We start from the raw sequence: 25,614 nt of genomic DNA on the forward strand, positions 1-25,614 counted from the left end.
AGATGGTTAACGGGGAGATTGAATTGATAGACTGTTGGGATTGGCGGGAAAGTCAACTCCCGTAATCTTACCATTTTCGTCAAAAATTAAAATTAATGTATCAGTAATGTTAGAAAACGCAACCTTAATGCTGACAATGTTACCGTCAAGTTCTGCATCGACACGATTTTGATAGGCACCAACCCGTTTCAAAAATACCTGTTGTCGCTGCTGTAATCCCTGTGGCGTAATTTCCTCTTGCAGAATTGGGTTTAGGTAAATCCACGCCCGCTGAAAGTCATTACCAAATAGCGCATCGATGAACTGCTCTGCCGTCTGTAGGGTACTGAGGCTGCCAAGGCTCATTTGGGGTGTGGCTGGGGGCATTGTCTGGGCGATCGCCCCTAGGAAGGGCAATGGCACGCTCCATAAAAGGGTTAGCAAGCAACGAACTAACCATAGCCGATGGGTGGATTGACCCATAGAACGATTCCTACTAAAGATGAGTTGCTCTATATCATACCCCCTGCTTCAAGTGGTCACGCACTAGCAGCAGACGCCTAGGGCAAGGTAACCACCGGCGGCGATCGCTGGGACAATTGCTGCAAATTGTTAAGTTTATTGAAGACCTTGACTCTTTTGGTTGCCCTTAGTCACAATGATCTGCATGGAGAGACTCCTGACCCTAGCTCGTGAGTTGTAACTTCAATAGACAATTACGAGGTTGTTGGTAGCGGCGGTTCTTGGTAGCAGCAATGATAGAGACCCTAGAGTTTATCATTTATCCCGATGGTCGTGTTGTCGAAACCGTCACGGGGATTTCCGGAACATCCTGTGCCGAAGTTACTGCTGCCATTGAAGACCAACTTGGGTGTGTGGTTAGCCAGCAGCCCACATCCGAGTATTATGCTAGCCAAAAGGTGGAAGAGGGTCAATTCCTCCTACAGTCTATGCCGTCCCAGTGGTAATCGTTGAGGATTGATGAACAATGTCGCACTTCAGCCAAATTAAAACCCAGATTCGTAGTTTGCCAGCGTTACAGTCTGCCTTGACCGACTTGGGGTTGCCATGGCAATCCGGATCTCAGGAAGTGCGCGGCTTTCGTGGCCAAACCGAGACGGCTCAAGTGGTGATACCCCAAGAGAATGGCTACGATATTGGCTTTCGCTGGAACGGTACAGAGTATGAGTTAGTGGCGGATTTAGAGTTTTGGCGGCAGGCATGGTCGGTGGAACGATTCCTAAATAAAGTCAGCCAACGCTACGCCTACCATGCAGTTTTGCAGTCCGCCAGCGAACAAGGGTTTCAGGTACAAACCGAAGAGCAGCAGGCCGATGGCAGCGTCAAGCTAGTCTTACAGCGCTGGCGTTCTTAAGGCAGTCCTAAAGAGTTCTGCAAGGGTAGGGTCAGTCAGTGACAGACGGGCAACCCCTCGGTCTAGAGCCAGAATTAGGCGGTCACCTCCGCCAAGGGGAGGAGCGCAGCGGCTATGAGCCAGAATTGGGGGGAGTCCACCGTCAGCAGGGTGTTTACGTGGATGAAATTACCTGCATTGGCTGTAAGCATTGCGCCCATGTTGCCCGTAATACGTTTTATATCGAGCCAAACTACGGGCGATCGCGAGTGGTGCGTCAAGATGGCGATCCCCTAGAGCTGATTCAAGAGGCGATTGACACGTGCCCGGTGGACTGTATTCACTGGGTGGATTATACAGAGCTGAAGCGTTTGGAAAAAGAACGCCTTGATCAAATTGTGCCCCTAGCGGGCTTCCCCATTGATCCGGCAACAACGCGCCGTAAAAAACGAAGACGGCAACTGCCTGAGTAGGATCCTCCCGACGCTTCTTATGGGTAGAGCGCGCCTCAAGCTCCCCATTTAGGTTGACAGCGCCAATCCTAGGGGAGCACACAGGTGAGGGTACCCAACTCCACAAACAGTTCTTCACTTTCGGGGATAGTGAGGCTAAAAGTACACACCTCCTGTTCAAAGCGAACTTGAGCGCTGTAGTCGCCGGCAGCCAAGGTGTCGAAATAAAATTGGCCATTGCGGTTTAAGGGAGAGGCCACGGTTTCTTGTCCCCGCTGTAGGGTCAACTGCCCTAGCGCTGGAATGATTGGGGTACCTGAGCGCTGCAATACCACAGTGCCAATAAAGTTTTGGATGCGCTGTACGGTAAAGCGGGCAATGCCGCCACCCCGAAACAGTGGCGCAATTAACAAAGAATCTCCCTCCGCAAGGTAATTTTCAGGAACGCTGTCAGGATCAATACTCACACATCGGGTAGGGCTGGAAGCCCCGTACTTCAGTGCGGGGAGGAAAGCTCCTTTAGCAACTTCAGTTGTTTTAGGTTATAATTGTACTGCGGACACCAGAAACGGTTGTTCAAGGCACTGGTAACGGTCGATTGGGGGTGTTGTAAACCACCCCAGAGGCTCGCGGTTGGCTTGCTAACTGCAGGGCTACTAAAAGCTCCCTGCTTTAGCTAGGAGTAGTTTACTAGTTGCGACCCCACCGCTGCGGCTAATCGCTCTAGCATGTCCACCGTTGTGGCAAAATCCACGCAAGGGTCAGTAATGCTTTGCCCATACACTAACTGCGATAGATCTTGGGGAATTGGTTGGTTACCTGCCTTCAGGTGGCTTTCAATCATCACTCCCGCCAGATAACGGGAGTTTTGCTGCACTTGCTGGGCAATGTTGTTACACACCACAACCTGCCGTTGTGCATCTTTGGCCGCGTTGGCATGGCTGCAATCCACCATTAGGCGAGGACTCAGCCCCTTGCGCTCTAAGAGGGCAGCGGCCATTTCAATGTGGGCGGCGGAATAATTGGGGCCGTCTTTGCCCCCCCGCAGCACCAGATGGGTATCGGGGTTACCGGTTGTGGCCACAATACTGGCTAAACCATCGGCATTAATCCCCAGAAAATGGTGAGACTGCTGAGCCGCAATCATGGCGTTAATGGCAGAGTCTAGGTGACCATCGGTACCATTTTTGAAGCCCACAGGCATGGATAGGCCGGAGGCCATTTGGCGGTGGGTTTGGCTTTCAGTGGTGCGCGCCCCAATCGCTGTCCAACTGACAACATCGGCAATGTACTGGGGAATAATGGGGTCGAGGAGTTCGGTGGCGGCGGGCATCCCAATGCTGGCAAGGTTCAACAGCAACTGCCGCGCCAAGCGCAACCCCGTGTTAATGTCGTAGCTACCGTCGAGGTGTGGATCGTTAATCAGCCCTTTCCACCCCACGGAGGTGCGGGGTTTTTCAAAATAGACCCGCATGACAATTTCTAGGCTATCGCTGAGGCGATCGCGCACAGCGGTGAGTTTGTCGCCGTACTCAAGGGCGGCGTTCACATCGTGGATGGAGCACGGCCCCACAATGACCAAGAGGCGGCGATCGCGCCCTTGGAGAATATCCCGAATGCGATCGCGAGTCGTGGCCACAAGGGTGGCTTGGGATTCATGAAGTGGCAAGTCCGCCAGCAGGGTAGCGGGGGTCAACAAGGGTCGCGTCTCAACAACGTGAAGATCAAACGTTTGCGGCATGGGTGAGCAATCAGCACTTTTCTCATCATAACGCGATGGGTACAGCCCCTAGCTACGGTTGGCCCGCCACATTAACCCAACCGCAACACTCACGCCAAATCCCTGCCGCCCCCGTCGTTGCGACGGACTGAGGCCAAATCCAACCCCCAAAAGGGCAAAAACAACGGCTAAAAAGGGCTGGGCATAGGATTGCGCCAGATGAACCTTTAGGGCACGCACCAGCTCCGCATCCTTGACCGGATCAAGACGACGCAGCGCCCGCCGGGTTTGCAGAATTGAAAGTTCATTGACCTCGGTAGGACGCAGTTGCCGTGACTGGGCAGGCCGCGGCAGGCGAATTTCCTGTTCCTCAAACTGCAATAGATCGCGACTGACCCCACGATGGCTAATCAGATAGGCAATGCCGCGGGAGAGAAACCACGTACTCTCACGGAAGTTCCACTCTGCGGCTTCGGCAGTAATAACTTGGGTGACCTCTGGCTGTGAAAAATCAAGGATGGTTAACCCCTGAATACGACTACCATCGAAGCGATGGGCATAGTAGAGACGGCGGATGGTTTGGTCGCGATCGTACTCAGGATAAAAAATATCCGTGCCTTGCCCTAGGGTGCGCTCCTGCTGTAGGAGCTGCTGCATCAGTTGTTCAGACTGAAACTTGGCGATAGGCACCCATGTTTCATTGAGGAGTAAGGTGGCACTACTGACGAGGAGGGCAAACCCTAAAACCGGCACCAGTAGGCGTTGCAAACACACACCGACACTGCGCAACGCGATCCACTCCCCCTCTTCCGAAAGGTGGCTCATGGCACCTACCACCGCTAGCAATACCGCCATGGGCAAGACCAGTACCAACACCGTGGGCAATTCATACCAAATGAGTTGCAGCAAAATACTTAAGGGTAACTGGGCATCGGCAATTTGTCGCACCAGATCAAAGAGGGTGCCCACCGCTAGGGCAAGGGTCGTAAAAATGGCTACCCCAAAGCCAAGCCCAGGCAGTAAAAGGGACAGGATGTAGCGATCGAGTGTCGATAGGTGCAATGATCGCCCCCAGCACAACAGGTTCACCATCTCAGAAACGGAAATCTTCGCCCAAGTAGTACTGCCGCACCTTTGCGTCTTGCGCCAGTTCCCAGCCGCTGCCCGCCGCTAAAAGTTGTCCCTCTCGCAAAATGTAGGCGCGGTCAATAATCTCCAAGGTTTCTCGCACATTGTGATCTGTAATTAGAATGCCCATTTGGCGATCGCGCAGGGTAGCAATCATGGTTTGGAGATCATGCACCGCAATGGGATCCACCCCCGCAAAGGGTTCATCCAAGAGCAAGAAACTGGGGCCGCGAACCCCTGCTGCCAAGGCGCGAGCCAACTCAGTGCGCCGCCGCTCCCCCCCAGACACCCGCTGGCCAAGGGTGTGGGCGATATGGGTCAGGTGAAATTCCGTTAACAGATGATCGAGGCGATCGCGCCACTGCCGCCGGGGCACGCCCGTTTGCTCTAAAACAAGGAGAATATTCTCAGCAACGGTCAACTGCCGAAAAATACTGGGTTCCTGAGGCAGATAACCAATCCCCCGCCGCGCCCGCTGGTGCAATGGGGTACGGGTAATGTCATCATCGTCAAGCCACACTCGCCCTTGATCCGGCCGCTCGATGCCGGTTGCCATATAAAAGGTAGTGGTTTTACCCGCTCCGTTGGGGCCGAGTAACCCCACCACTTCACCGCGCGCCACTGATAAACTGACGTGATCGACAACCCAGCGCGCACCGTAGCGTTTACACACCCCTTCTAGGCGCAGAGTGGTCGGTAGGGCAAACCCACCACTAGGGCTGCACAGATTCAATAATTTGTTGGTTAGGGTCATCGGGGATCATTAAAATAGATTCAACTTGGCGGCTTGGGGCAGGTAAGGCCACAAATTTTGCTTCTTGGATAAGGTATGTGATGGAGTCTGCCCGCAGGCTGTTCCCCTCCTGCAATACATAGACATTACCACTGAGGACAATGCGTCCTTCCCGACTAAAGTACTGGGCTTGAGCCGCAGTGGCCTGAATTTGCCGGGCGGGATACCGCAGTTGCACATTCCCCCGTGCCGTGATGACCCCCGTCATTGCGTTTGCCTGTTGCACATCAGCCAGAATTGTTAGTGCCTGAGACGCAGTTTCTTGGGAGGCGGCAGACTGCCACAGCAGCGGTGCAATCCCCAAACTCAGGCCTAGTGCTGCCAATGCCAACCGGCGCGATCGCACCATCTCCTTATTCTCCGCCACAATGCATTTATAGTAATCGATGGCACCGTATTTCCGCACCATGCCTGTTTATTTCTACTGGGGAGAAGACTCATTTCGCCTAGAACAAGCCGTCAAGGCACTGCAACAACAGGTCGTGGATCCGCTGTGGGAGAGCTTTAATTTTGAAAAGTATGCTGGCGAGGATCCAAGTCAAATTCAGTCTGCCCTAGCTCAGGTGATGACCCCTCCCTTTGGCGGGGGCGATCGCCTCGTGTGGCTGGCAAACACCACCCTTGGTCAACGCTGTAGTGCGGAACTGCTGGCGGATCTCGAACGAACGCTGCCGCAGATTCCTAGCACCTGCCACCTTTTGCTCACTAGCCCCCAAAAACCCGACAGCCGCAGTAAGGCCGTTAAACTCCTGCAACAGCACAGCAAATTTCAGGAATTCAGCCCCATCCCAGCATGGAAAACCTCAGAAATTGAAGCACAGATCCGCAACAGCGCCGAGCACTATCACCTCAGCCTATCGGAGGAGGCTATTCACCTCCTTGCCGAAGCCGTGGGCAATGATAGTCGCCAACTGCACAATGAATTAGAAAAGCTCTCCCTCTTTGCGGGCGATCGCCCCCCAACGCCAACGGATATTGCCACCCTTGTTCACGCCACCCAACAAAGTACCCTAGCCTTGGCCAGTAGCCTCCTGCAAAGCCACACAGGAGCAGCCCTTAGCCAACTTGATGCCCTCCTGCAACAAAATGAACCACCGCTGCGCCTAATTGCTAGCCTGAGCAAGCAATTTCGCACATGGTTGTGGATCAAACTGCTCAGTAACGAGCGAGATGTGCAGACGATTGCCAAATTAGCGGAGATCGGCAACCCCAAACGGGTCTATTTTCTACAAAAAGAGGTTAGGGCAATTCCTCTTGCTGCCCTAGAAGAGAGCCTCAGCATTTTACTGGTTACAGAATATCAACTGAAATTAGGCAGTGAGGCACACGGTACCCTACGGCAGGCCATGGTTCAACTGTCCTTAGCCTGCTCCCGCCGCTCTTGACGATCTAAGTGTGGCTCAAGGGGGGGTAAATTGCTGCTGGTAAGGCGGGATGGTCGACGACTGGGACGATTCCACGTTTGCCATGCGGCCTTCACTCCCGCAAACACACTGCGGGTTGTCACTTTCGCCTCTTGAACTTGGCGTTTAGCAGCGGAAATACTTTGATCCACCTGCTTGACAACATTGCCAGCACTTTCAACCCCTTGGCTAATGTCATCCGTCAGATCGCTAATTTCAAGACCTGTGAGGCGAATGGCCTCAAGGGTAGGGGGCAGTTCACGACCAAGGGTGTCAAAAAGCTTTTCGGCACTGCGGGCAGCCCGCGCCAACTCCATAAAGGCAGGAATGGCAGCAGCCAACACCACTGCCAAGCACACGGCCACTAACACCAGTGACACGGCCAACCAAAATATTGGTTCTGTCACGCCCTCTTGTCCTAAACGTGCTGCTAGGTTGCAGGTTTACGGTAATGTGTCCCGATACTATCATGAGTTCCCAAAGGGTGGCAGTGTTAGTGTTCACTTCCCAAGAGGACGCCTGACCTAGGGCTGGCCTGTGCCATAGTGGAAACAATTGTGATACTCTAGAACGCTTGATGCTCCCTCTTGTGCTGGCACGCTCTGGCACCATCTTCAAGGTTACCGTCCCTTGTTAGAGGTGTAACGATAAAACAGAGAGGCAGGGGCAACGTCTCTGCGCGGGGGCAGTGTCTCCACCCTCTCCCCTGTGTCTGCGCGGGCAAGTGGCTGTCAACTACGGATCAGTTTGAGTCGTGCTTTATTTATTGAGGACTGGGTTCAGGTGCGCATTCCTTTAGATTATTATCAAGTGTTAGGTGTGCCAATGCAGGCAACACCTGAGCAAATTGATCAAGCGTTTCAAGATCGTCTGTTGCAGTTGCCCAGCCACCATCACTCGCCGACAACTGTAGCAACCCGCCGCGAGCTGATTGAACACGCCTACCAAGTTCTGCGGGAACCCGATCAACGTCACGCCTACGATCGCCGCTGTCGCAGTCTTGATACCGATGATCTCATCGCCCAACTCGATCCGCAACCCGTGGTTCCAGACCTCGAGATCACGGAGCAACAGTTATCCGGTGCGCTCCTACTTCTCTATGAACTGGGGGACTACAACCAAGTTGTGCGCCTAGGGCAGCCCTTTCTCAAGGGGGATCCCCTTGATTTGAGCCGTCCCTATACGGGATCCGCTGCGGAAGCAGATATTACGTTGACCGTGGCCTTGGCCTATCTTGAATTGGGTCGGGAGCAATGGCAGCAACAGCACTATCAGGCCGCCGCCACCCATCTGGAAGCTGGACTGCGGATTTTAGAGCGCTCCGGGTTGTTTCCCGAACTGCAACAACAATTTCAAAGTGAACTGGATCGCTTGCGCCCCTACCGAATCCTCGAACTGTTGGCGCTGCCTCTATCTGATAGTGTGGGTCGTCAGCGAGGGGTGCTGCTATTGCGGGAGATGCTCAGCGATCGCGGCGGCATTGAAGGGCGTCAGGATGATCGTTCTGGCTTAGGGGTAGAAGATTTCCTCAAGTTTATTTTGCAGCTACGAGCTTACCTCACGGCAACTGAACAGCAAGAATTGTTTGAGCGGGAGGCGCGGCGACCCTCTGCTGTGGCCTCCTACCTAGCCGTGCACGCTTTAGTGGCGCGGGGATTCCATGAGCTGCAACCCAGTTTGATTCGCCGTGGTAAAGACCTACTGCAACGCCTGCTGCCCAATCAAGATATTTACCTCGAGTTAGCCAGTTGCTTGCTCCTGTTGGGGCAGCCCGCTGAGGCGCTCGCGGCGCTAGAAAAAAGCCAAGATCAGCAAAGTATTGCCTTTATTCGCCGCCATTCAGGGAACGCACCAGACCTGCTGCCAGGACTGTGCTACTACACTGAACAATGGCTCCAAGAAGAAATTTACCCTGCCTTTCGAGATTTAGGGGAAACCCCCGTATCCCTAGATCAGTATTTCGCTGACCCAAATATTCAAACCTACCTCGACGCCCTCAATGAAGAACTCGTGGTTACTCCCATCACTCCTGATGAGGGAACACCCCCACCGCCGGTAACCGTTAAACCTAGTGTTGCTGTACCTCCTCCTTACCGCGCCCCCTTTCCGGTCGTCTCTCTCACCGCAGAGACCCTGCCCCTTGAGGCACACCAAGGTAGTGTTCCGCCCCCTGACGTGCCATCACCAACGGCAACAGTTAGTAGCACGAGCCACACGATCTCCCCTCGAACCACAACGACAAGAACCCAACAGCGCCGAACAAGGGATCGTCGCCAGCGTCCCCGTAACGGTTGGCTCTGGGTGGGTGGGGGCGTGCTCCTCATCGGCGCGGGTGTGTTGGCGCAGCACTACTGGTTCCAGCCACGGCTCACCACAGCCCCTCCCCCAGAAACACCTATTGCAGTAGCGACACCCACGCCGGTGGCCACCAATCCATCCCCTGACGTACCAGAAATGACGATTGAGGTGGCGCGCGATCGCCTGCAAGCCTGGCAGCAGATCAAGGCGCAGGCCTTGGGTAGTAACTTTGCCATTGATAACTTAGAAAAGATTTTAACGGAACCAGCCCTGAGTACGTGGCGATCGCGAGCACAGGGACTAAAATCGGAGGGAAGCTATTGGAGCTACACCCTCACTAACCTAGAGATTAAGGAAATCCGCCCCCTAGAAAATAACCGTGTGGATGTTATTGCTCAGATTCAGGAAGATGCCAAGTTTTATGAGCAAGGGACGCTCCGATCCGATATTTCCTACAACGATAGCTACCGCGTTCTTTATACCTTGGTGCAGGACGGCAATCAATGGCTGATTCAGCGGATGCAAGTTCTTAGCTAAGGGGTAGGCTCCCCTGCTGGCCAACCTTAAGATTCAGCAATGAGAGTAAAAAGATCAGGAGAAATAGCACAAGGCCAATGGTACAGGCGTAGTTGATTTCTAGGCGCTGAAAGGCATTTTCATAGATGTAATAAACAATCGTTTTAGAGCTATTGAGGGGTCCCCCTTGGGTCATGACATAGACTTCCTCAAACACTTTGGTTGCGGCGATCGCTGAAATAATAGTCACCAGCAAAATGTAGGGTCGCATCAGAGGCAGGGTAATATCCCAGTGCTGATGCCAGCCATCGCTGCCGTCTAGTGCCGCTGCTTCGTAAAGTTCGCCACTAATGCCCTGTAGCCCTGCCAGATAAATGACCATGTAGTACCCCAACCCTTTCCAGACAGTGACCGCCATCACGCTAAACAGTGACAGTTGCGGGCTAGTGAGCCACGGGATGCCACTGGTGCTAATGTGCAAGCCTTGCAAGATCTGATTCAGCAGCCCATTGGGGGCATAGAGCCACCGCCAAGCAATCCCCGCTACCACCATGGAAATAATCACGGGGGTGTAGTAGGCGGCGCGAAACCAATGAATCCCCCGCAGGGGCTGGTTGACCAGAATCGCTAGTAACAGTGGGGCGATCGCCAAAATCGGCACCACAATGACCAAGTAAAGGAGAGTATTGCCAAGGGTTTTCCAAAAGACGCCATCCCGCAGGAGGTGCTCAAAATTTGCTAACCCCACCCACGTTGGTGCGCTCAACAAATCGGCGTCGTAACGGCTAAAACTCAGAACAAACGCCTGTAGCGCCGGCCAAAACACGGTTAAGGTCAGTAACACCAACGCCGGTGCCAAAAAAACATAGGGGATCAGAGCGCGCAGTTTCATCCGGTAGCTGAGGGGCGAGGGTGCTGTTGGCGATAGGCACGCATTTGCGCCACAAATTCGCCAAATAGATAGTCGGCATCATGAGGCCCCGGACTGGCTTCGGGGTGGTATTGCACCGAAAAGATGGGTAGGGTTTGATGTTTCAAGCCAGCGATCGTTTTGTCGTTGAGGTTCAGGTGAGTTACTGCCACTGGGGTTTTTTCAAGGGATTCTTTGCTAATGGCAAAGCCGTGGTTTTGGCTGGTAATTTCTACTTCGCGGGTTAGTCCTGCGGGTTGGTTAAGGCCGCGATGCCCAAACTTCAGCTTAAAGGTTTCTGCCCCAAGGGATAGCCCCAACAGTTGATGGCCTAAGCAAATACCAAACATCGGGCGCTGAGCCGCCAAAAGCTGCCGTGCCGTTTCAATCCCTTCGACCACCGCCGCCGGATCTCCAGGCCCATTGGAGAGGAAAATGCCATCGGGGTTATAGCTGAGCACGGTTTCTGCTGGAGTATCGCTAGGCACCACAATGACACGGCAGCCATAGCTTGCTAAACGGCGCAGGATGTTGCGTTTAACGCCAAAATCAAGCGCCACTACAGTTAGGGGTGGCTCCTCAGGAGTCACGGGGGGGCGAAATTCCCAAGCGGGGGGGGTCGGCTCAGTCCACTCGTAGGGAGTGCGGGTGCTCACCATGTTAGCGAGGTTTTGCCCTTGCATACTGGGGGCGGCCAAGACCTCCTGTAGCAGTTGCAGCGGGTCTAGAATCTCTGTGGAAATGCCGCCGTTCATCGCCCCGACCGTGCGGATCTTGCGGGTGAGGGCGCGGGTATCAATGCCATAGATTCCGGGAATGCGATGGGCGCTAAGGTAGTCTGGCAGCGACTGGCGCGATCGCCAGTTACTGGGCACCGTGCAAATGTTGCGGGCAATGGCACCGCGCACGTGGGGGCGATCGGACTCATCATCTTCAGGGGTAATGCCCGTATTCCCCAGCTCAGGATAGGTAAAGGTCACAATTTGGCCGCAATAGCTCGGATCCGTCAGCACCTCTTGGTAGCCGGTCATGCCTGTATTAAACACGACCTCGCCAATAGCCGTGCCCGGCGCGCCAAAGGAGAAACCGCGAAAAACTGAACCATCGGCTAAAACCAGTATTGCGGGTGCTGCCATAGTGCCTTAAACTGTCGATTCATTCCATCCTACTTTATCGTCCCTGCCTAGGTATCACAACAGCGGCAAAGGCGCAGATCAACGCTGCCCCAAAAACTTATGGGTTTGGGGAATCACCCGCACATGGGCAAGGTGGTTTTTGAGGTACGCCTGCCACGCCAACACTTGGGCTGGGGTAGGGGGCTGGGTCAAGCGCCCCGTACCAATGGGGGTCACCGGTTGCAAAAAGACGGGGATGCGGGGGTTAACCGTGGCCACCAACTCCGCCATTGTCGCCAAATCAGTGGGGGTTGTCAGCGCAGAAATGATGACCTTACAAAAGACCTCAACCCCGGCGCGATCGCAGAGGGTCAAGAACTGTTGATGGGCTGGCCAATGACACTCGCCACTGACACTCGGCAGCTTAATATCCATCCCCACACTGTCGAGGTAGGGTAACACCCGCTCTAGCGCCCTAGGATGGTGACCGCCTGTTTCTAAGTACAGTGGCAGTTGGGTGGCCGCTTTTAGCGCTGGTAGCAGAGTGGCTAAAGCAAGGGCGTGCAGGAGCGGTTCACCGCCGGTTAAGCTAATACTGTCATGGAGGTGGGGGTGATGGAGTTGCGCCACAGCAGCAAGAATCTGGGTGCCGGAGAGGGGGTTGGCGACCCGCTGAAATTGGCGATCGCCCGCAATCGTTTCCAACAGAGCGATAGCGGGCACACTCCAAGTATGGGCGCTGTCACAATAGGTACAGCGCAGATCACACCCTGCAAAGCGAATAAACAGTTGCCGCGTCCCAACATTAGCGCCTTCCCCTTGAATCGCGGAAAAAATTTCCACCAATGGGACGCTCACGCCCTCTAGATCTAGATCACCAATCATTGCGGGGCAGCCCACCCTCGATGACCGAAATTCATCACAGTTGTTGCGGAAGCCAGATCACAACAGGTCTTGGTTCCCCATAGTACCTTAAAGATAGTTAGCGCATTCAACAGGTAAGTGCTATGTCTTCCCTACGTTTTGGTCTGCCGCTCATTCTCCTTGGTACGTTGACGTTAGGTGTCGGCAGCTTACCCACCATCGTCGCCACGCCCGCCGTTGCTCAAAGTAACCCTGCCAGCGAATTTGACCGCTACATGCAGCGGGGCTATCAGCTGACGGCCAAACGCGACTATCAATCGGCTCTTATTAACTTCCGCCGTGCCCTTAGCCTGCGGCCCGGTGACCGCTACGCCCTCAATGCCATCAGCAATGTTGAAGCCTACATTGCCCGCGATCGCTTTGCCGCACAGTCTGGGAATCGGCTCACTTTTGTGCCCACGGGGCGAGGGATGCCCGGCCAGCGGATTGCGGGTGCAACACGCTTTGGCGAATGTACCCAAGGTAAACTCGCTAAGATTGTAGCTCTCATGCCCGAAGATAACCTCGGCGTAACTGCTGCGGCCAACCCTAGCCTCTTTTTCTATGTTCCCCAAAGTACGGCCAAATTGGCAGAGCTGATGATCCTCAGCGAAGGGGGGGATCTACTGGCCACCCAAGAGGTTCCGGTCAGCGGCACAGCAGGCATTGTCAGCGTCACGATTGATCCAACAAAAGCCGCCTTACAGCCAGGGCAAAAATATCAATGGATTTTCTCTCTGACCTGTAAGCCCAACGAACCGGATGCCAACCCCTTTGTTACAGGTTGGATTGAGCGGGCAGAACTGGACAGCAACTTAGCCGCAGTCATCACCACGGCTCCAGCAGCAGAGCGTTTACCCCTTTTAGCGGCAAACCAGTTATGGAATGATACCCTTGCCACCCTAGCGGCGCTGCAACGCCAAAACCCCAATGACCCCGCCATGAAACAGCAATGGCAAGATCTGTTGAACACTGCTGGCATTGATCCGCAGGTTGTCAATATGCCCCTACTGCAATAGTTAGACTGTGCCGATAAAACCGGCGGTTCGCGCGACAGCCCTGCATCAGTTCCCTGCGATTAAGATGGAAGTTGAAGCTGCAACGTCACAGGAACCTGCGTTATGAAAGACGTTACTCGTGGGCATGCCCTAGAAGCCACAAACCACTACCGTCATTTGCGAGCAATCACCATGGCGCTGGTAGGGGCGATCGCCCCGCTCACCCTTGCAGCATCGGCAGCCTATGCACAGCGAGCCGCTGGCGATATTGTGATTATTGGTAACTCCCCCTACAACTGGGGGCGCAATCAACGTTACTGGAATCATCTGTTGAATCTCTCAGGGGCAATGGCTCCGACGGCAGCAGTAGGGGGAAATCCCCCTAGCGATACCGCAGAGGTGGATCCGCAAGTCCTTGAGCAGCAGCTATTGCGCAATATCCGCGTGGGTCAGCCGCGGCTGCAAGCAGTGATTAAACTACCCGGCTCTTCAGAAGTGACTGGGACAGTCACGAATAACAACCGCCAACCCGTGACGATTCAGTCGATTAACTTTGAAGTGATTGGTTCCGATGGCCGCCTGATACAAACGGGCGCAGCGGCCCCCGAACCCGCCACGATCGCCCCTGGCCAAACCGTGACCTACCAACAGTTTCTCCCCACCGTCCCCTCGGATACGGGGGCAACGGTACGCCTAGGCCGGCCAGCAGTGGTACTGCAAGGGGGTGTCTAAGCCCTTACGCATTGGCCTCACGGGTGGTATTGCCTGTGGCAAGTCCGTGGTTGCGGCCTATCTGAAAGAACGCTATCACGTACCCGTGGTCGATGCAGATCAGTTGGCGCGGGAGGCAGTGGCGATCGGTACCCCAGCCTACGACGCAGTGGTTGAGCGCTATGGTGCTGAAATTTGCCGTGGAGACGGCCAGCTAGATCGCCCACGATTAGGACACATCATTTTTGCTGACCCCCAAGAACGCTATTGGCTGGAGGGGCAAATTCATCCGTGGGTGGTTGAGCAGATGCAGCAAGCCATCCAAACCTGCCATCATCCGCAGATTTTACTGGTCATTCCTTTACTCTTTGAAGCCCACCTAGAATGTCTCGTGGATCAGATTTGGGTAGTTGCGGTTGATACAGCCACCCAGTTGGCGCGGCTCCAACAGCGGGATGGACTCAGCACTGAGGCAGCCCAGCAGCGCCTTGCTGCTCAACTCCCCCTAGCCACAAAAATCACTCAGGCCGATCACGTGATCTGGAATACCGGCACCTTAGCAGAACTCTATGCCCAAGTGGATCGCCTCTGGCAGCAGACATGATCCCCCAAGCAGGTATTCTAGAGATATTGATCGTAGTGTTAAGTTCAATGGCAGAAATTCAGTTTATTCGTGGCGTAAATGAAGAAGTTGTCCCCGATGTCCGCCTTACCCGTGCGCGGGATGGCAGCAGCGGCCAGGCAATGTTTTATTTTGACAACCCCAAAGTTGTCCAAGAAGGCAATTTAGAAATTACGGGGATGTATATGGTGGACGAAGAGGGGGAAATTGTTACCCGCGATGTCAATGCCAAGTTTATTAACGGCCAGCCCGTCGCTATCGAAGCCACCTATTCAATGCGTAGTCTTGAGCAGTGGGAGCGCTTCATTCGTTTTATGGATCGCTATGCCGCGAGTCATGGCCTCGGCTTTCAAAAAAGTTAAAGGCTGGCAACCCCAAGCGATGTAGCAGCCATCGTCCAACAGCGATGAGCTGGTTTTYTAGCCACAACAGCAGGCGATCGCACCAAAGGAGCAGTTTCTCAAGCCAGTGTAGATCGTAGCCCACGAAGGCAGCCTCCACCTCAACAATGAGCGGGTCGGCATTGATGGGTGGGGGGGCAATCGTTGGCAGACTTGGTAAACTCACACTCAACAGGGTTGGTCGTGCTGGCATTGGGTCGGTTGCTGCCAGCAGAGGTGACGCCGCAGCAGAGAACGAGGGCGGTTGCAGGCCAGCGAGCCAGTAAGAGGCTCGACTCAGCCAATCGTGAAGAGGCAGGATGGCAGCCGCTGGGTTGAGGTGCTGTTCAATCCATGCTAGTACCCGTTGGCGCTGCTGGGGGGTCAAGGTATAGAGAATCGAATTATCACTGGCAATTAAAACCATCTCACCCGTTTGAAGCTGACTGGCAATGCCTTGAACCCTCACCCGCGCAAGGGAGCGTTGACCCAGACCCCCTAGGCGCAATTGCCACCGCTGCCAAAGCTGAGCAAGGGGAGACAGGGCTGGTACCTCAACTGTAAGTCCCGTTACTGTGGCGGTCACGGTCAACTGATTGAGAAATGTTCCCGCTAGACACTGGCGAGGAGCGTTTTGCTGCCGCAAGCGTCCACGATGATGCCGCCGGTACCACTGCCGAACTTGCTGGTAGTAGCACGCTAGCTCATAGTAAATCCGCTGCTCAATCTGTTGCTGCTCTTGGGGGGTAAAGATTTTGAGGGGCACTGCGGCGGTATCCACCAGCATCAGGGAGCGAGCTTGGCGATCGCAGGCAAGGTAGAAGGATGGCCGTTGCCCTAAAGCCGTTTCAGCCGTAGTCCGGCGCACAGGGCTGAATAACCGTTGCCACCATGGAACTCGCCGCGGCAGTGGCGCGAGGTGCAGCATCAGGGTGTGATTTTCTTGGGGATGCAGAGCAATAGCAGCGGTGACCGCTTGGGTAGCTAAATCTGCAGGGGGTGGGGAGGAGGGTCTGAGGCGGTGCAGCAGCCGCGGCATCACACTCCTTAGCTGTGGTCGTCCCTGCTGCCACACTTGGGAAAGGATGCCAGCGATGACGTGCACAACCCCACTTAAGCTACTTTCCACTTGCCAGCGGTGACGCTGCCACTGGTGTTGCCAGTGTTGCCATTGGCGCCGCCAAAACAGGAAAAAGCGACTTTGATAGGAAATTGCCATAGCATCCTGCTGGTGGTGGTGTTGCCAAAAAACTGAACGTTGCTGTTGCAGCTAGCTTACCGTGAAACAGAGCCTACCGCAAAGGATCAAGGGCAGCGGTGGGTTGCTGCGCGATCGCCCCGGTAACAGGCATAGTCGTCAACCCAACCCCCAAACTGAGTGCGCCTAGGGTCTTAGTATTGATCACGTTTACCCCGCAAGCGGGTAAAGGTTTGCAGCGGCGTATCGGCCTTGACGGCAGCCTGTAGGTTAGGGCAATGACAGCGCAGAAAAGGATTGGTTGCTTTTTCTAGACCGATGGTGCTGGGAATGGTGCTTTTGCCATGGGCGCGATCGCGGCAGACTTGGGCATAGCGTTTCTGAAGGGCTGGATTATCACCATCAACGGTGAGGGCAAAGGCCAAATTTTTCTGGGTGTACTCGTGGGCACACCACACTCGGGTGGCATCCGGTAGCTGTGCTAACTGCATCAGTGAGGCTAGCATTTCTGAGGGAGTGCCCTCAAACAGCCGTCCACAGCCGCCAGCAAACAGGGTATCGCCACAAAAGAGATCTTCTTCAGGGGTGTAGTAGGCAATATGACCACGGGTGTGACCGGGGATAAACAGCACCTCTAGGGTCAGATCACCAAAGGAGACGCGATCGCCCGCCTCAAGGTACACCGACTGCTCAGGAATACGCCCGCAGTCAACACGACTCCCGTACACTTGGACATCGGGAAAGCGCGATCGCAGCGCTTGATTGGCACCAACATGATCCCAATGGTGGTGGGTATTCAAAATGGCAGTTAGCCGCGCTCCTAACTCATCGAGCATAGCTAGTACAGGTTCCGGCACAGCTGGATCCACCACCGCTGCTGTTGCAGTGTTGGGGTCGTGCAACAGAAAAATATAGTTATCCTGAAGGGCAGGCAGGCGATAAATATCCATCCCTAGGTTGAAGCCTCAGACGGCCATAAGACGTGCGTTTTGCCCAACTGTAAGCCATACTCTAGGGCTTCAGCCACTGCCTGATAGGACGCTTCAATAATGTTGGCGGAAACCCCAACCGTCGTCCAGCGATCGCGCCCATTACTCGACTCCACTAGCACCCGCGTCTTGGCCGCAGTACCGGCGTGACCATCCAAGATGCGTACTTTGTAGTCCGTCAGATGAAACTCAGCGATGTCTGGATAGAACGACATGAGAGCTTTACGCAGGGCTTGGTCAAGGGCTGAGACAGGACCGTTGCCTTCCGCAGCGGTGAGCATTTCCGCCCCATTGACATCCACTTTTACCGTTGCTAGGGAGTGACTGCGCAGGGTGACCTCCGATTGACTAGAATCGGTGCGGCAAAACACATCAAAGCCCTTCAAAGTAAAGGGTCGTTGGCGTTGTCCCAAAATCTCCCGGATGAGCAGTTCAAAACTCGCTTCTGCCGCTTCAAACTGATAGCCTTCACTCTCAAGCTGCTTCATCCGCTCTAAAATAGTACGGCTCAGAGGATGTTGGCGATCCAGATCGATGCCAAGCTCTTGGGTTTTTGCCAAGATATTGCTCACTCCGGCCTGCTCAGAAATGACAACCCGCCGCTGATTCCCAACAAGTTGCGGATCAACGTGTTCGTAGGTGCGGGGGTTGCGTTGAACCGCACTGACGTGAATTCCCCCCTTGTGGGCAAAGGCAGATAGGCCCACGTAAGGCGCATGATCATCCGGTGCAAGGTTGACGATCTCACTAATGCGGCGGCTGGCCTCCGTCAGAGTGGCTAACTGTTCCGGCGGAACACACTCGTACCCCAACTTGAGCTGTAAATTGGGAATGAGGGTACACAAGTTGGCATTGCCGCAGCGTTCACCATACCCATTGATGGTACCTTGGACCATCCGTACCCCTGCCTGTACCGCTGCCAATGCATTAGCAACCGCTGTTCCTGCATCGTTGTGGGTGTGAATGCCAAGGCAATCTAAAGTGCCAAAATGCTCTGTGACTGCTTGGACAATCTCCTGTACCTGATGCGGCAAGCAACCGCCATTGGTATCGCAAAGAACGAGCCAGTCTGCACCAGCATTGAGGGCGGTTTCAAGGGTTTTGAGGGCATACTCAGGATTGGCTAAGTACCCGTCAAACCAGTGCTCAGCATCATAAATGACTCGGCGACCATGGCGCTTCAGGAACTGGATTGAATCGGCAATCATCGCGCAGTTTTCCGCCAGCGTGGTCTTAAGTCCTTCAGTGACGTGGAGATCCCAAGACTTACCAAAAAGGGTCACCCAGCGAGTTCCTGCCGCCAGAATTGGCTCAAACATCGATTCAGTCTCAGCCGTTCTTCCCGGGCGACGGGTAGCACAAAAGGCAACGAGTTCTGCCTGTTGCAGGGGCGCTTCCTGTAGGTGCCAGAAAAACTGAACATCTTTGGGGTTAGCCCCTGGCCAGCCCCCTTCAATAAAATGGATGCCTAGGCGGTCTAGCTGGCGGGCGATGCGCAGCTTGTCTTCCAGAGACAGGGATAAACCTTCCCGTTGGGCACCATCTCTCAGGGTGGTATCGTAGAGCCAGAGATTCGTTGCTGCTGTCACCGTGCTGTCTCTCCTGTGGGGCGTTCGTAATCGGTTGCATAGCTCTGCAACAACGAACTGACTTGGGAGACCACCTCTTTACCAGAGGTTTTGCCTAGTACCGAGCGTTCGGGGTGGAACTGCGGTCGCGCCATGCTGTGGTTAATCGCTTCTTGCACTTGGGCTCGGATTAGCTCCATGAGTTCTTCTTCGGCTCGCTGCCGTTGGTATTGTGCCCCTTCTTCGGTTGTGGCGTAGAGCGGCGGCAGCCGGTTTAAGGCGTAGGCGGCAATATCCCCAAGGTCAAGGGCACAGTCCTGCTCAGCTTCAATAACGGCAATACGGGTAATAGCCTCGGTGAGTACTAATTCTTCCATTACATTGATAAATTGTTTGCGGGGAACCGCCACCACTTGGCCAGTGAGCAAGGCTCCCATTAGGCGATCTAGAGCCATATATTCTTCTACCGACAGCTCTGTAGCTTTGTCGCAAATGCGCCCTACTTCTGCCTCTTGGGTCGGGGTTAAATACCCGTTCCGCAATGCTTGCTCAACAATTTCCTGAATCCCCATAGGTTTTTCCGCCATACGTGCTAGCTGGGAGCCTCTGTTTGCACTGACTAGACTCACATTCAAGTTTATGCGCTCAGCACAGGCTTCGCCAATATTAGGTTACCAAATTGTTGAGATAGCCATGCCCCTAGGGGTGAGAGAGATCACCTGTGCGGGGAGATGATGGGCACTGCCTAGCTTGTCTCTGAGGCTAATCATGTAAATATGTCCAGCGATTTGTTAAAATGCGTACTTTTGCTGGTCATGATCTTAATTTTCTTTTAGAATATAGATAAGGCCAATGACTGCCTAACTGCTGAGGAGGCTCACCATGCGCCAACTACTACCCACTGTAATTGCTACTGTCTCCTGTGCAACCCTTATTGGCATGGCGGGGGCAGCGGTAGGCCAGCCTGTGGCGATCGCGACCCTCACCAGTACAGAAATTCGTGAGTTACAACGACTGGTACCCAGCACTGCCGAGGATTATTACAATCTTGGGCTGATGTACCAAGGGGAAGGGAACCTGCCCGCAGCGATCCGTGCCTTTAGTCGGGCAGTGGAGTTAGACCCCAGTGCCGACTATTATTTTGGGCGCGGTTTGGCCTACTTTGATCACGGGGATCTACAGCGGGCGATCGCTGACTTTGACACTGCCATTCGTTACGATCAGCAGTTTGCCAGTGCCTACTACAATCGCGGCATGGCCCACCTTGCCCTACAGGACTATAGTGCTGCCATTCGTGACTTTAACGCAGCGCTAGAGATTGATCCCCAGTTTGTGGCCGCCTACTATAGCCGCGGCATGGCGCACTTCGACAGTGGCAACATTGAGCTTGCCCAACGGGACTATCAGCGGGCGCGGAGCCTGAACCCAACCATGACGGCTAAGTACTACGATGCTGCGCCACGACCCTTGACCGGTGGGCCTTAGGGGGGTCTGGGCACAAACACTGTTCCTGATGCTGCCGATTAAGGTCATAATGGGGGGGGTAACGTTGAGCGATCGCGCCTATGGCAAGAACCCCCTCCGAATTTGCTGTGCATTTATTCCTTGATGGTGGACATCGCGAAGAAGTGCGATTTCCCTCAATCCAAGAGTTTCAGAAATGGTACAGCAGTGAATTGGTGGCCAAAGCTGATTCTAATGACTTTGTCTCGGTGCCCATCAAAAATATTCAAGGGGAGTACATGGTGGTGCGCCCCTCCAAAGTGTTTGCCATTCGGGTAGAGCCGATCTTTGCCTCCAGTGTGGATCGCTTTGCGTAGGCTACCATGGCGGGCTTGATCGTTGGTTTTTCCCAAGCAGTGGTGGTGTTGGCAACAGCGGCGATCGCCACCGCAACTGCCACCCCAGTCCTCATCCCACGGTCACCCTCAACGCTCCCCCCAAGCGTTGGCTTAGATACAGCGCTCTGGCAGCAGGGCGATCGCCCTCGGCTGATCCAAGCCATTGACCATAGCTTACGCTACTTGCAAACCCCCAAAGCCAAACAGGACTATGCTGCCTACACCGCAGCAGGGCAGCCTGGTGCCAGCTTGGGAGCCAATTTACGCCAGCGGGTGATTCGCTCCCTCCAACGGTTTCGTCACTTGGTGCAAACCAGTCGCTCTGCGGCTGAACTCCAAGCTGCGGTGAAACGAGAATTCGTCTTTTATCAATCTATTGGCACCGATGGTCAAGGTCGAGTCGAGTTTACCGGGTACTATGCCCCCACCTACCGCGCCAGCTTAGTTCCTACCGCAGAGTATCGCTACCCGCTTTTTCGGCGGCCGCCTAACTTTGCCCAGTGGTCAGAGCCGCATCCCACCCGTCTTGAGCTGGAAGGTGCCGATGGCAAACAGTGGCACAAAGGGCCGTTACGGGGGCTGGAACTGGTGTACCTGCGCGATCGCCTCGAAGCCTTTTTAGTTCAAGTGCAAGGCTCAGCAGAGTTACAACTACCGGATGGTCGTCGCCTGAGTGTGGGCTACGCGGGCAAAACAAATCATCCCTACACGAGCATTGGCCAAGAGCTGATTAAAGATGGCAAAATCCCGCGCGAAGAACTGACCTTACCCCGGCTGATGGCCTACTTTGACGCCAACCCCAGCGAACTGGATCGTTACTTACCCCGCAACGCCAGTTTTGTCTTCTTCGAGAATACGCAGGGCCGCCCCCCCAGTGGCAGCCTCTCCACCCCTGTAATTCCCGAACGCTCGATTGCTACGGACAAATCCTTGATGCCACCCGGTGCCTTGGCCATTATTAACACCCAATTACCCATGAAAAAAGACGGACAATGGCAGCAGCAGCCCATCAGTCGTTTTGTCCTCGATCAAGATACAGGGAGCGCTATTCGCGGCCCCGGACGAGTGGATATTTTTATGGGTACAGGCGATGTCGCCAAAACCCGGGCAGGCTTAATTAATACCCCCGGGCAGTTGTATTATCTATTACTCCCTTAGCTGTTTCAGCAGGCGGCGTGAAGGGACGCTAACGGTCAACAGACCCCATAATGACATCAATACTGCCAAGAATAGCGACAATATCTGCCACCTTCATCCCCTTCAACAATTGTGGCAGCACTTGCAAATTGTTAAAGTCCGGGGGACGAATTTTCCAGCGCCACGGAAAGACATTATCGTCACCAATCAGGTAAATACCCAACTCCCCTTTGCCGGACTCGAGGCGCACGTAGTGCTCACCCTTAGGAATCTTAAACGTAGGTGCTAGCTTTTTGCCCAAGAATTGGTAGTCAAAACCGTTCCACTCCGATTTTGCCCCTTCCAGCAATCGCTTGGCCTCAAGGTTCTCGTAAGGACCGCCCGGTAACCCATCAAGGGCTTGACGAATAATTTTGACAGATTCACGCATTTCCTGAATGCGAACAACGTAGCGGGCAAGGCAGTCCCCCTCGGTGGCAACCGGCACGTCCCAGTCAAAATCGTCGTAGCATTCGTAATGATCGACCTTTCGCAGATCCCACTTCACCCCTGACGCGCGCAGCATCGGCCCTGACAGCCCCCAGTTAATCGCCTCTTCGCGGCTAATTTTACCCACGCCCTGAAGGCGACGGATAAAGATAGGATTGTTCGTAATCAGAGCTTCGTACTCATCCACCTTGGGTAAAAAGTAGTCGCAAAAATCACGACATTTGGTGACCCAACCGTAGGTAAGGTCAGCGGCCACCCCCCCCATGCGGAAGTAGTTATTGTTGATAAACCGCATACCAGTTGCGGCTTCAAACAAGTCGTAGATGTACTCACGCTCACGGAAAATGTAGAAAAAGGGAGTCTGGGCACCCACATCCGCCAAGAACGGGCCTAGCCACAGCAGGTGGTTGGCAATGCGGTTTAGCTCCAGCATAATTACACGGATATAGCTGGCGCGCTTGGGCACGGCAATGTTGGCTAGTTTTTCTGGGGCATTGACCGTAATGGCTTCGTTAAACATCCCCGCTGCGTAGTCCCAACGACTGACGTAGGGAATAAACATAATATTGGTGCGGTTTTCAGCAATTTTCTCCATGCCCCGATGCAAGTAGCCAATGACGGGTTCGCAGTCAATGACATCTTCGCCATCAAGGGTCACCATTAGTCGCAGAACCCCGTGCATGGAGGGATGGTGCGGCCCCATGTTAATCACCATGGGTTCGGTGCGTGTCTCAAGCGTGGGCATAGATTGCAGTTCCGCTAAAGGGTCAGGTAATGAAAGGTTTCTTCAATAATGCTACACAGGTTTTCTAAGCTTGCCAATTCAAAATTGTTTATGGCTTAGATAACTGTACCATCAGGAATCACGGCATTCTTAATGATCACGACCACACCACTGCGAATGTAAAACCCCTGCTCTTCGCGGTTAGATTCTTCGACATGGTCTTTGTTAATAATTTTGACCTCCCGACCAATACAGGCGTTTTTGTCAATAATGGCTCTACGGATAATACTATTGGCGCCAATCCCCATGGGAATTTTATGTTGCTCTAGGAGAGCGCTGCGCTGTCCTGAGTGCTGGTAAAAGTCAGCCCCCATGAGTAAGGAGTGATCAATGACACAGCCGGATTCAACGCGCGATCGCACTCCCAAGACGGAATGATGGACTTGGCACTCCTTGAGGATACACCCTTCACTGATAATGGATTCGGTGATGTTAGAACTCAGAATTTTGCTGGGGGGCAAGTAGCGGGGGCGGGTATAAATGGGAGCAGCTTCGTCGTAAAAGCTAAAGGGAGGCTGCGGTTGCTGCGTGAGGGCTAGGTTGGCTTCGTAGAAGGAGCCAATGGTACCAATATCTTCCCAGTAGCCGTTAAAGACAAAGGTTTGCACACGGTGAGTACGAGCCGCCGCCGGAATAATTTCTTTGCCAAAGTCGGTGGCATCGGCCAGTTGTTGCAGCAAATCAATTAATACCTGCCGCTTAAACACATAAATGCCCATGGAGGCAATGTAGGGTTTACGGTGGGCGTCTTCGGCGCTGAGGCCATAGCGGGTTGTATCAACACGCATCGATAGCAGAGCCTCCCCTTGGGGTTTTTCGCGGAAGTCTAGCACCCGACCGGTGCCGTCCACTTTGATCAGCCCAAACCCAGAGGCAGCGGCTTCGTCCACCGGCAGCACCGAAAGGGTAATGTCTGCTTGGGTGTCGCGGTGGCGCTGGACAAACTGGCGATAGTCCATGCGGTAGAGGTGATCCCCTGAGAGGATTAGGTACTCGTCCACGTCCCAATCGGCTAACAGCCAGAGGTATTGGCGCACGGCATCGGCAGTGCCCTGGAACCAGTTGGGGTTTTCAGGGGTTTGCTGAGCCGCAAGGACTTCCACAAAACCATCGGTCAGCCCTGCAAAGGTGTAGGTGCGGGCAATATGACGGTTGAGGGAGGCAGAGTTAAATTGGGTCAGGACGTAAATGGTGTTGATTTCGGAATTGATGCAGTTACTGACGGGAATATCGATCAGGCGGTACTTTCCGGCCAGAGGAACGGCAGGCTTGGCACGGCGTTTGGTGAGGGGATAGAGGCGCGTTCCGGCACCGCCTCCAAGAATAATCGCCAAGACTCGTTTCATCAAAAACTCCATCTGAACGGCCACATCAACAGTGTACGCCGTGGTTGGCATTTGATCTCATCTGGCTGTGGTAGTCAGGTTTTGTTGACATACTCTCCGCTCTAAAGAGCAGGGATTCTTGTTCTTGGTTCTACGAGCGCACTTACCATGTTAGGTTGCCCTTCCATAGCAGCGGTACATCTCTCCCCAAGCGTTCCCTCTTGCGAGGCGGTTCCCTTATGCCCTAAGGTACCGTTTTGCCATTCCATCCCCAAGATGCTTAGCCCCTTTTTCAAGATATTCAGAGCCGCGTTCTGGTCTCTGTCTAACTCAACCCCGCACTTAGGACAACTATGAGTTCTAGTGGATAGGGTTTTCACGACCCTATGCCCACAGTTACTACAGTCCTGCGTGGTGTACTGCGGCGGTACGCTGACTACTGCCTTGTCCCATACCTTACCGTAGTAGTCTAGCCAAGCAGTGAATTGAGACCAGCCAGCATCATGGATGGATTTGGCAAGATGATGATTCTTGACTAGGTTCTTCACCTGCAAGTCCTCATACACCACGACATCGTTAGATGCCACTACGCACCGAGCAAGCTTGATTGCCCAGTCTTTACGTTGGCGTTGAACTTTCAGATGTACTTTGCCTAGTCGTTTCCTTTGCTTGTGATAATTCTTGGATTGAGGTTTCGCCCCTTTCTTGAACTTCCGACTTAATCTGCGTTGATGTTGCTTTAACCTCCGTTCACTACGTCTTAAAAACTTAGGACAATCGACCGTGTTTCCGTTCTGGTCGGTGTAGAAGTGTTTTAACCCCAAGTCAATACCGATGACATTGCCTGTGTACTCTCCCTGCTCTTTGCGCTCCACATCCAAGCAGAATTGAGCATAGTACCCATCTGCTCTGCGTACCACTCGCACTCGGTTGATTTTAGAGTTGAGGATATACTGTCTTGCCTCCCCATTGCAGTACAGAGCAAAAGTACCAGCACTGAA

The 25,614-nt window shown here is 54.0% G+C and carries 29 protein-coding genes; 12 read left to right on the forward strand and 17 right to left on the reverse strand.

Annotated features, from left to right (window positions below; all coding sequences use genetic code 11):
• Positions 1-6 precede the first annotated feature (6 nt).
• Complete coding sequence (locus L5470_RS07410) at positions 7-462, reverse strand: DUF3887 domain-containing protein (RefSeq protein ID WP_099798064.1); 456 nt, start codon at positions 460-462, stop codon at positions 7-9.
• 272 nt (positions 463-734) lie between these two features.
• On the opposite strand from L5470_RS07410, the gene L5470_RS07415 reads away from it, so the two are divergent.
• The 3 genes from L5470_RS07415 to L5470_RS07425 are packed head-to-tail and all read left to right on the forward strand — an operon-like array spanning position 735 to position 1,806.
• The gene (locus L5470_RS07415; RefSeq protein WP_499499138.1) at positions 735-947 is read left to right on the forward strand and encodes a DUF2997 domain-containing protein; all 213 of its coding nucleotides are present in this window, start codon (positions 735-737) and stop codon (positions 945-947) included.
• A 20-nt stretch (positions 948-967) separates the two neighbouring features.
• Positions 968-1,354 (forward strand): DUF1257 domain-containing protein, encoded by a 387-nt coding sequence (locus tag L5470_RS07420; RefSeq protein WP_099798062.1) that lies wholly within the window; start codon positions 968-970, stop codon positions 1,352-1,354.
• 38 nt (positions 1,355-1,392) lie between these two features.
• Positions 1,393-1,806, forward strand: a complete 414-nt coding sequence (locus tag L5470_RS07425; protein ID WP_099798060.1) for a ferredoxin — start codon at positions 1,393-1,395, stop codon at positions 1,804-1,806.
• 68 nt (positions 1,807-1,874) lie between these two features.
• Here the strand turns inward: L5470_RS07425 and L5470_RS07430 are convergent, their stop codons facing one another.
• The 5 genes from L5470_RS07430 to L5470_RS07450 all read right to left on the reverse strand — a co-directional run bounded on the left by L5470_RS07430 (position 1,875) and on the right by L5470_RS07450 (position 5,835).
• On the reverse strand, positions 1,875-2,252 hold the full coding sequence (locus tag L5470_RS07430) for a hypothetical protein (protein WP_499499141.1): 378 nt from the start codon (positions 2,250-2,252) through the stop codon (positions 1,875-1,877).
• 209 nt (positions 2,253-2,461) lie between these two features.
• Positions 2,462-3,526, reverse strand: coding sequence for a 3-deoxy-7-phosphoheptulonate synthase (locus tag L5470_RS07435; RefSeq protein ID WP_499499143.1), 1,065 nt, complete (start codon positions 3,524-3,526; stop codon positions 2,462-2,464).
• A gap of 48 nt (positions 3,527-3,574) precedes the next feature.
• Positions 3,575-4,597, reverse strand: a complete 1,023-nt coding sequence (locus L5470_RS07440; protein ID WP_499499145.1) for an LptF/LptG family permease — start codon at positions 4,595-4,597, stop codon at positions 3,575-3,577.
• Position 4,598: 1 nt separating this feature from the next.
• A complete protein-coding gene (lptB, locus tag L5470_RS07445) occupies positions 4,599-5,387 on the reverse strand; it encodes an LPS export ABC transporter ATP-binding protein (protein ID WP_099797953.1) in 789 nt (262 codons plus the stop codon).
• Positions 5,347-5,835 carry an LptA/OstA family protein gene (locus L5470_RS07450; RefSeq protein ID WP_227517505.1) on the reverse strand — a complete coding sequence of 163 codons (489 nt, stop codon included), beginning with the start codon at positions 5,833-5,835 and terminating at the stop codon, positions 5,347-5,349. Before L5470_RS07450 ends, lptB begins: the two co-directional genes overlap by 41 nt.
• Here L5470_RS07450 and holA point away from each other — a divergent pair.
• Entirely contained in the window at positions 5,834-6,811 is a 978-nt protein-coding gene (holA, locus tag L5470_RS07455; protein ID WP_099797955.1) for a DNA polymerase III subunit delta, read from the forward strand. The two genes, L5470_RS07450 and holA, sit on opposite strands and share 2 nt — an antisense overlap.
• Here the strand turns inward: holA and L5470_RS07460 are convergent.
• Positions 6,778-7,236 carry a hypothetical protein gene (locus tag L5470_RS07460; RefSeq protein WP_099797957.1) on the reverse strand — a complete coding sequence of 153 codons (459 nt, stop codon included), beginning with the start codon at positions 7,234-7,236 and terminating at the stop codon, positions 6,778-6,780. The genes holA and L5470_RS07460 overlap by 34 nt on opposite strands.
• Before the next feature lie 301 nt (positions 7,237-7,537).
• Here L5470_RS07460 and L5470_RS07465 point away from each other — a divergent pair, with 301 nt between their 5' ends.
• Positions 7,538-9,664 (forward strand): IMS domain-containing protein, encoded by a 2,127-nt coding sequence (locus L5470_RS07465; protein WP_227517506.1) that lies wholly within the window; start codon positions 7,538-7,540, stop codon positions 9,662-9,664.
• Here the strand turns inward: L5470_RS07465 and L5470_RS07470 are convergent.
• The 3 genes from L5470_RS07470 to L5470_RS07480 form a co-directional block, all read right to left on the reverse strand.
• Complete coding sequence (locus L5470_RS07470; RefSeq protein ID WP_499499149.1) at positions 9,657-10,535, reverse strand: carbohydrate ABC transporter permease; 879 nt, start codon at positions 10,533-10,535, stop codon at positions 9,657-9,659. The genes L5470_RS07465 and L5470_RS07470 overlap by 8 nt on opposite strands.
• A complete protein-coding gene (carA, locus tag L5470_RS07475) occupies positions 10,532-11,689 on the reverse strand; it encodes a glutamine-hydrolyzing carbamoyl-phosphate synthase small subunit (RefSeq protein WP_099797961.1) in 1,158 nt (385 codons plus the stop codon). The genes L5470_RS07470 and carA overlap by 4 nt, the downstream gene beginning before the upstream one ends.
• Before the next feature lie 78 nt (positions 11,690-11,767).
• Entirely contained in the window at positions 11,768-12,553 is a 786-nt protein-coding gene (locus L5470_RS07480; protein ID WP_499499152.1) for a 7-carboxy-7-deazaguanine synthase QueE, read from the reverse strand.
• Positions 12,554-12,675: 122 nt separating this feature from the next.
• On the opposite strand from L5470_RS07480, the gene L5470_RS07485 reads away from it, so the two are divergent.
• The 4 genes from L5470_RS07485 (at position 12,676) to psb28 (ending at position 15,264) form a co-directional block, all read left to right on the forward strand.
• Complete coding sequence (locus L5470_RS07485; RefSeq protein ID WP_099797965.1) at positions 12,676-13,590, forward strand: DUF928 domain-containing protein; 915 nt, start codon at positions 12,676-12,678, stop codon at positions 13,588-13,590.
• A 102-nt stretch (positions 13,591-13,692) separates the two neighbouring features.
• Positions 13,693-14,301, forward strand: a complete 609-nt coding sequence (locus L5470_RS07490) for an FxLYD domain-containing protein (RefSeq protein WP_227517509.1) — start codon at positions 13,693-13,695, stop codon at positions 14,299-14,301.
• A complete protein-coding gene (coaE, locus tag L5470_RS07495; RefSeq protein ID WP_499499154.1) occupies positions 14,294-14,884 on the forward strand; it encodes a dephospho-CoA kinase in 591 nt (196 codons plus the stop codon). Before L5470_RS07490 ends, coaE begins: the two co-directional genes overlap by 8 nt.
• A 47-nt stretch (positions 14,885-14,931) precedes the next feature.
• Positions 14,932-15,264: a photosystem II reaction center protein Psb28 gene (gene psb28, locus L5470_RS07500; protein WP_198406097.1), complete on the forward strand. Its 333-nt coding sequence runs from the start codon at positions 14,932-14,934 to the stop codon at positions 15,262-15,264.
• Here psb28 and L5470_RS07505 read toward each other — a convergent pair.
• The 4 genes from L5470_RS07505 to L5470_RS07520 all read right to left on the reverse strand — a co-directional run bounded on the left by L5470_RS07505 (position 15,215) and on the right by L5470_RS07520 (position 19,624).
• Positions 15,215-16,501, reverse strand: coding sequence for a hypothetical protein (locus L5470_RS07505; protein ID WP_499499155.1), 1,287 nt, complete (start codon positions 16,499-16,501; stop codon positions 15,215-15,217). The two genes, psb28 and L5470_RS07505, sit on opposite strands and share 50 nt — an antisense overlap.
• Before the next feature lie 173 nt (positions 16,502-16,674).
• Complete coding sequence (gene gloB, locus L5470_RS07510) at positions 16,675-17,430, reverse strand: hydroxyacylglutathione hydrolase (RefSeq protein WP_499499156.1); 756 nt, start codon at positions 17,428-17,430, stop codon at positions 16,675-16,677.
• A gap of 2 nt (positions 17,431-17,432) precedes the next feature.
• A complete protein-coding gene (gene cimA / locus L5470_RS07515) occupies positions 17,433-19,058 on the reverse strand; it encodes a citramalate synthase (protein WP_448514383.1) in 1,626 nt (541 codons plus the stop codon).
• Complete coding sequence (locus L5470_RS07520; protein ID WP_499499157.1) at positions 19,055-19,624, reverse strand: late competence development ComFB family protein; 570 nt, start codon at positions 19,622-19,624, stop codon at positions 19,055-19,057. Before L5470_RS07520 ends, cimA begins: the two co-directional genes overlap by 4 nt.
• 295 nt (positions 19,625-19,919) lie before the next feature.
• On the opposite strand from L5470_RS07520, the gene L5470_RS07525 reads away from it, so the two are divergent.
• The 3 genes from L5470_RS07525 to mltA all read left to right on the forward strand — a co-directional run bounded on the left by L5470_RS07525 (position 19,920) and on the right by mltA (position 22,036).
• Positions 19,920-20,522, forward strand: a complete 603-nt coding sequence (locus L5470_RS07525) for a tetratricopeptide repeat protein (protein ID WP_198406099.1) — start codon at positions 19,920-19,922, stop codon at positions 20,520-20,522.
• A gap of 80 nt (positions 20,523-20,602) precedes the next feature.
• The gene (locus L5470_RS07530; RefSeq protein ID WP_099797979.1) at positions 20,603-20,857 is read left to right on the forward strand and encodes a hypothetical protein; all 255 of its coding nucleotides are present in this window, start codon (positions 20,603-20,605) and stop codon (positions 20,855-20,857) included.
• A 6-nt stretch (positions 20,858-20,863) separates the two neighbouring features.
• Positions 20,864-22,036, forward strand: a complete 1,173-nt coding sequence (gene mltA / locus L5470_RS07535) for a murein transglycosylase A (RefSeq protein ID WP_448527270.1) — start codon at positions 20,864-20,866, stop codon at positions 22,034-22,036.
• 28 nt (positions 22,037-22,064) lie between these two features.
• On the opposite strand, the gene L5470_RS07540 is transcribed toward mltA, so the two are convergent.
• The 3 genes from L5470_RS07540 to L5470_RS07550 all read right to left on the reverse strand — a co-directional run.
• A complete protein-coding gene (locus L5470_RS07540) occupies positions 22,065-23,249 on the reverse strand; it encodes an NAD(P)H-quinone oxidoreductase subunit H (RefSeq protein ID WP_099797981.1) in 1,185 nt (394 codons plus the stop codon).
• Between the two features lie 95 nt (positions 23,250-23,344).
• Positions 23,345-24,634 (reverse strand): glucose-1-phosphate adenylyltransferase, encoded by a 1,290-nt coding sequence (locus L5470_RS07545; protein WP_099799796.1) that lies wholly within the window; start codon positions 24,632-24,634, stop codon positions 23,345-23,347.
• A gap of 101 nt (positions 24,635-24,735) precedes the next feature.
• Positions 24,736-25,614: RNA-guided endonuclease InsQ/TnpB family protein (locus tag L5470_RS07550; protein ID WP_499499158.1), on the reverse strand; the 879-nt coding region annotated here is incomplete at its 5' end.

The organism is Synechococcus sp. PCC 6717, assembly GCF_022698185.1.
Lineage (GTDB): Bacteria > Cyanobacteriota > Cyanobacteriia > Thermosynechococcales > Thermosynechococcaceae > Thermosynechococcus > Thermosynechococcus lividus.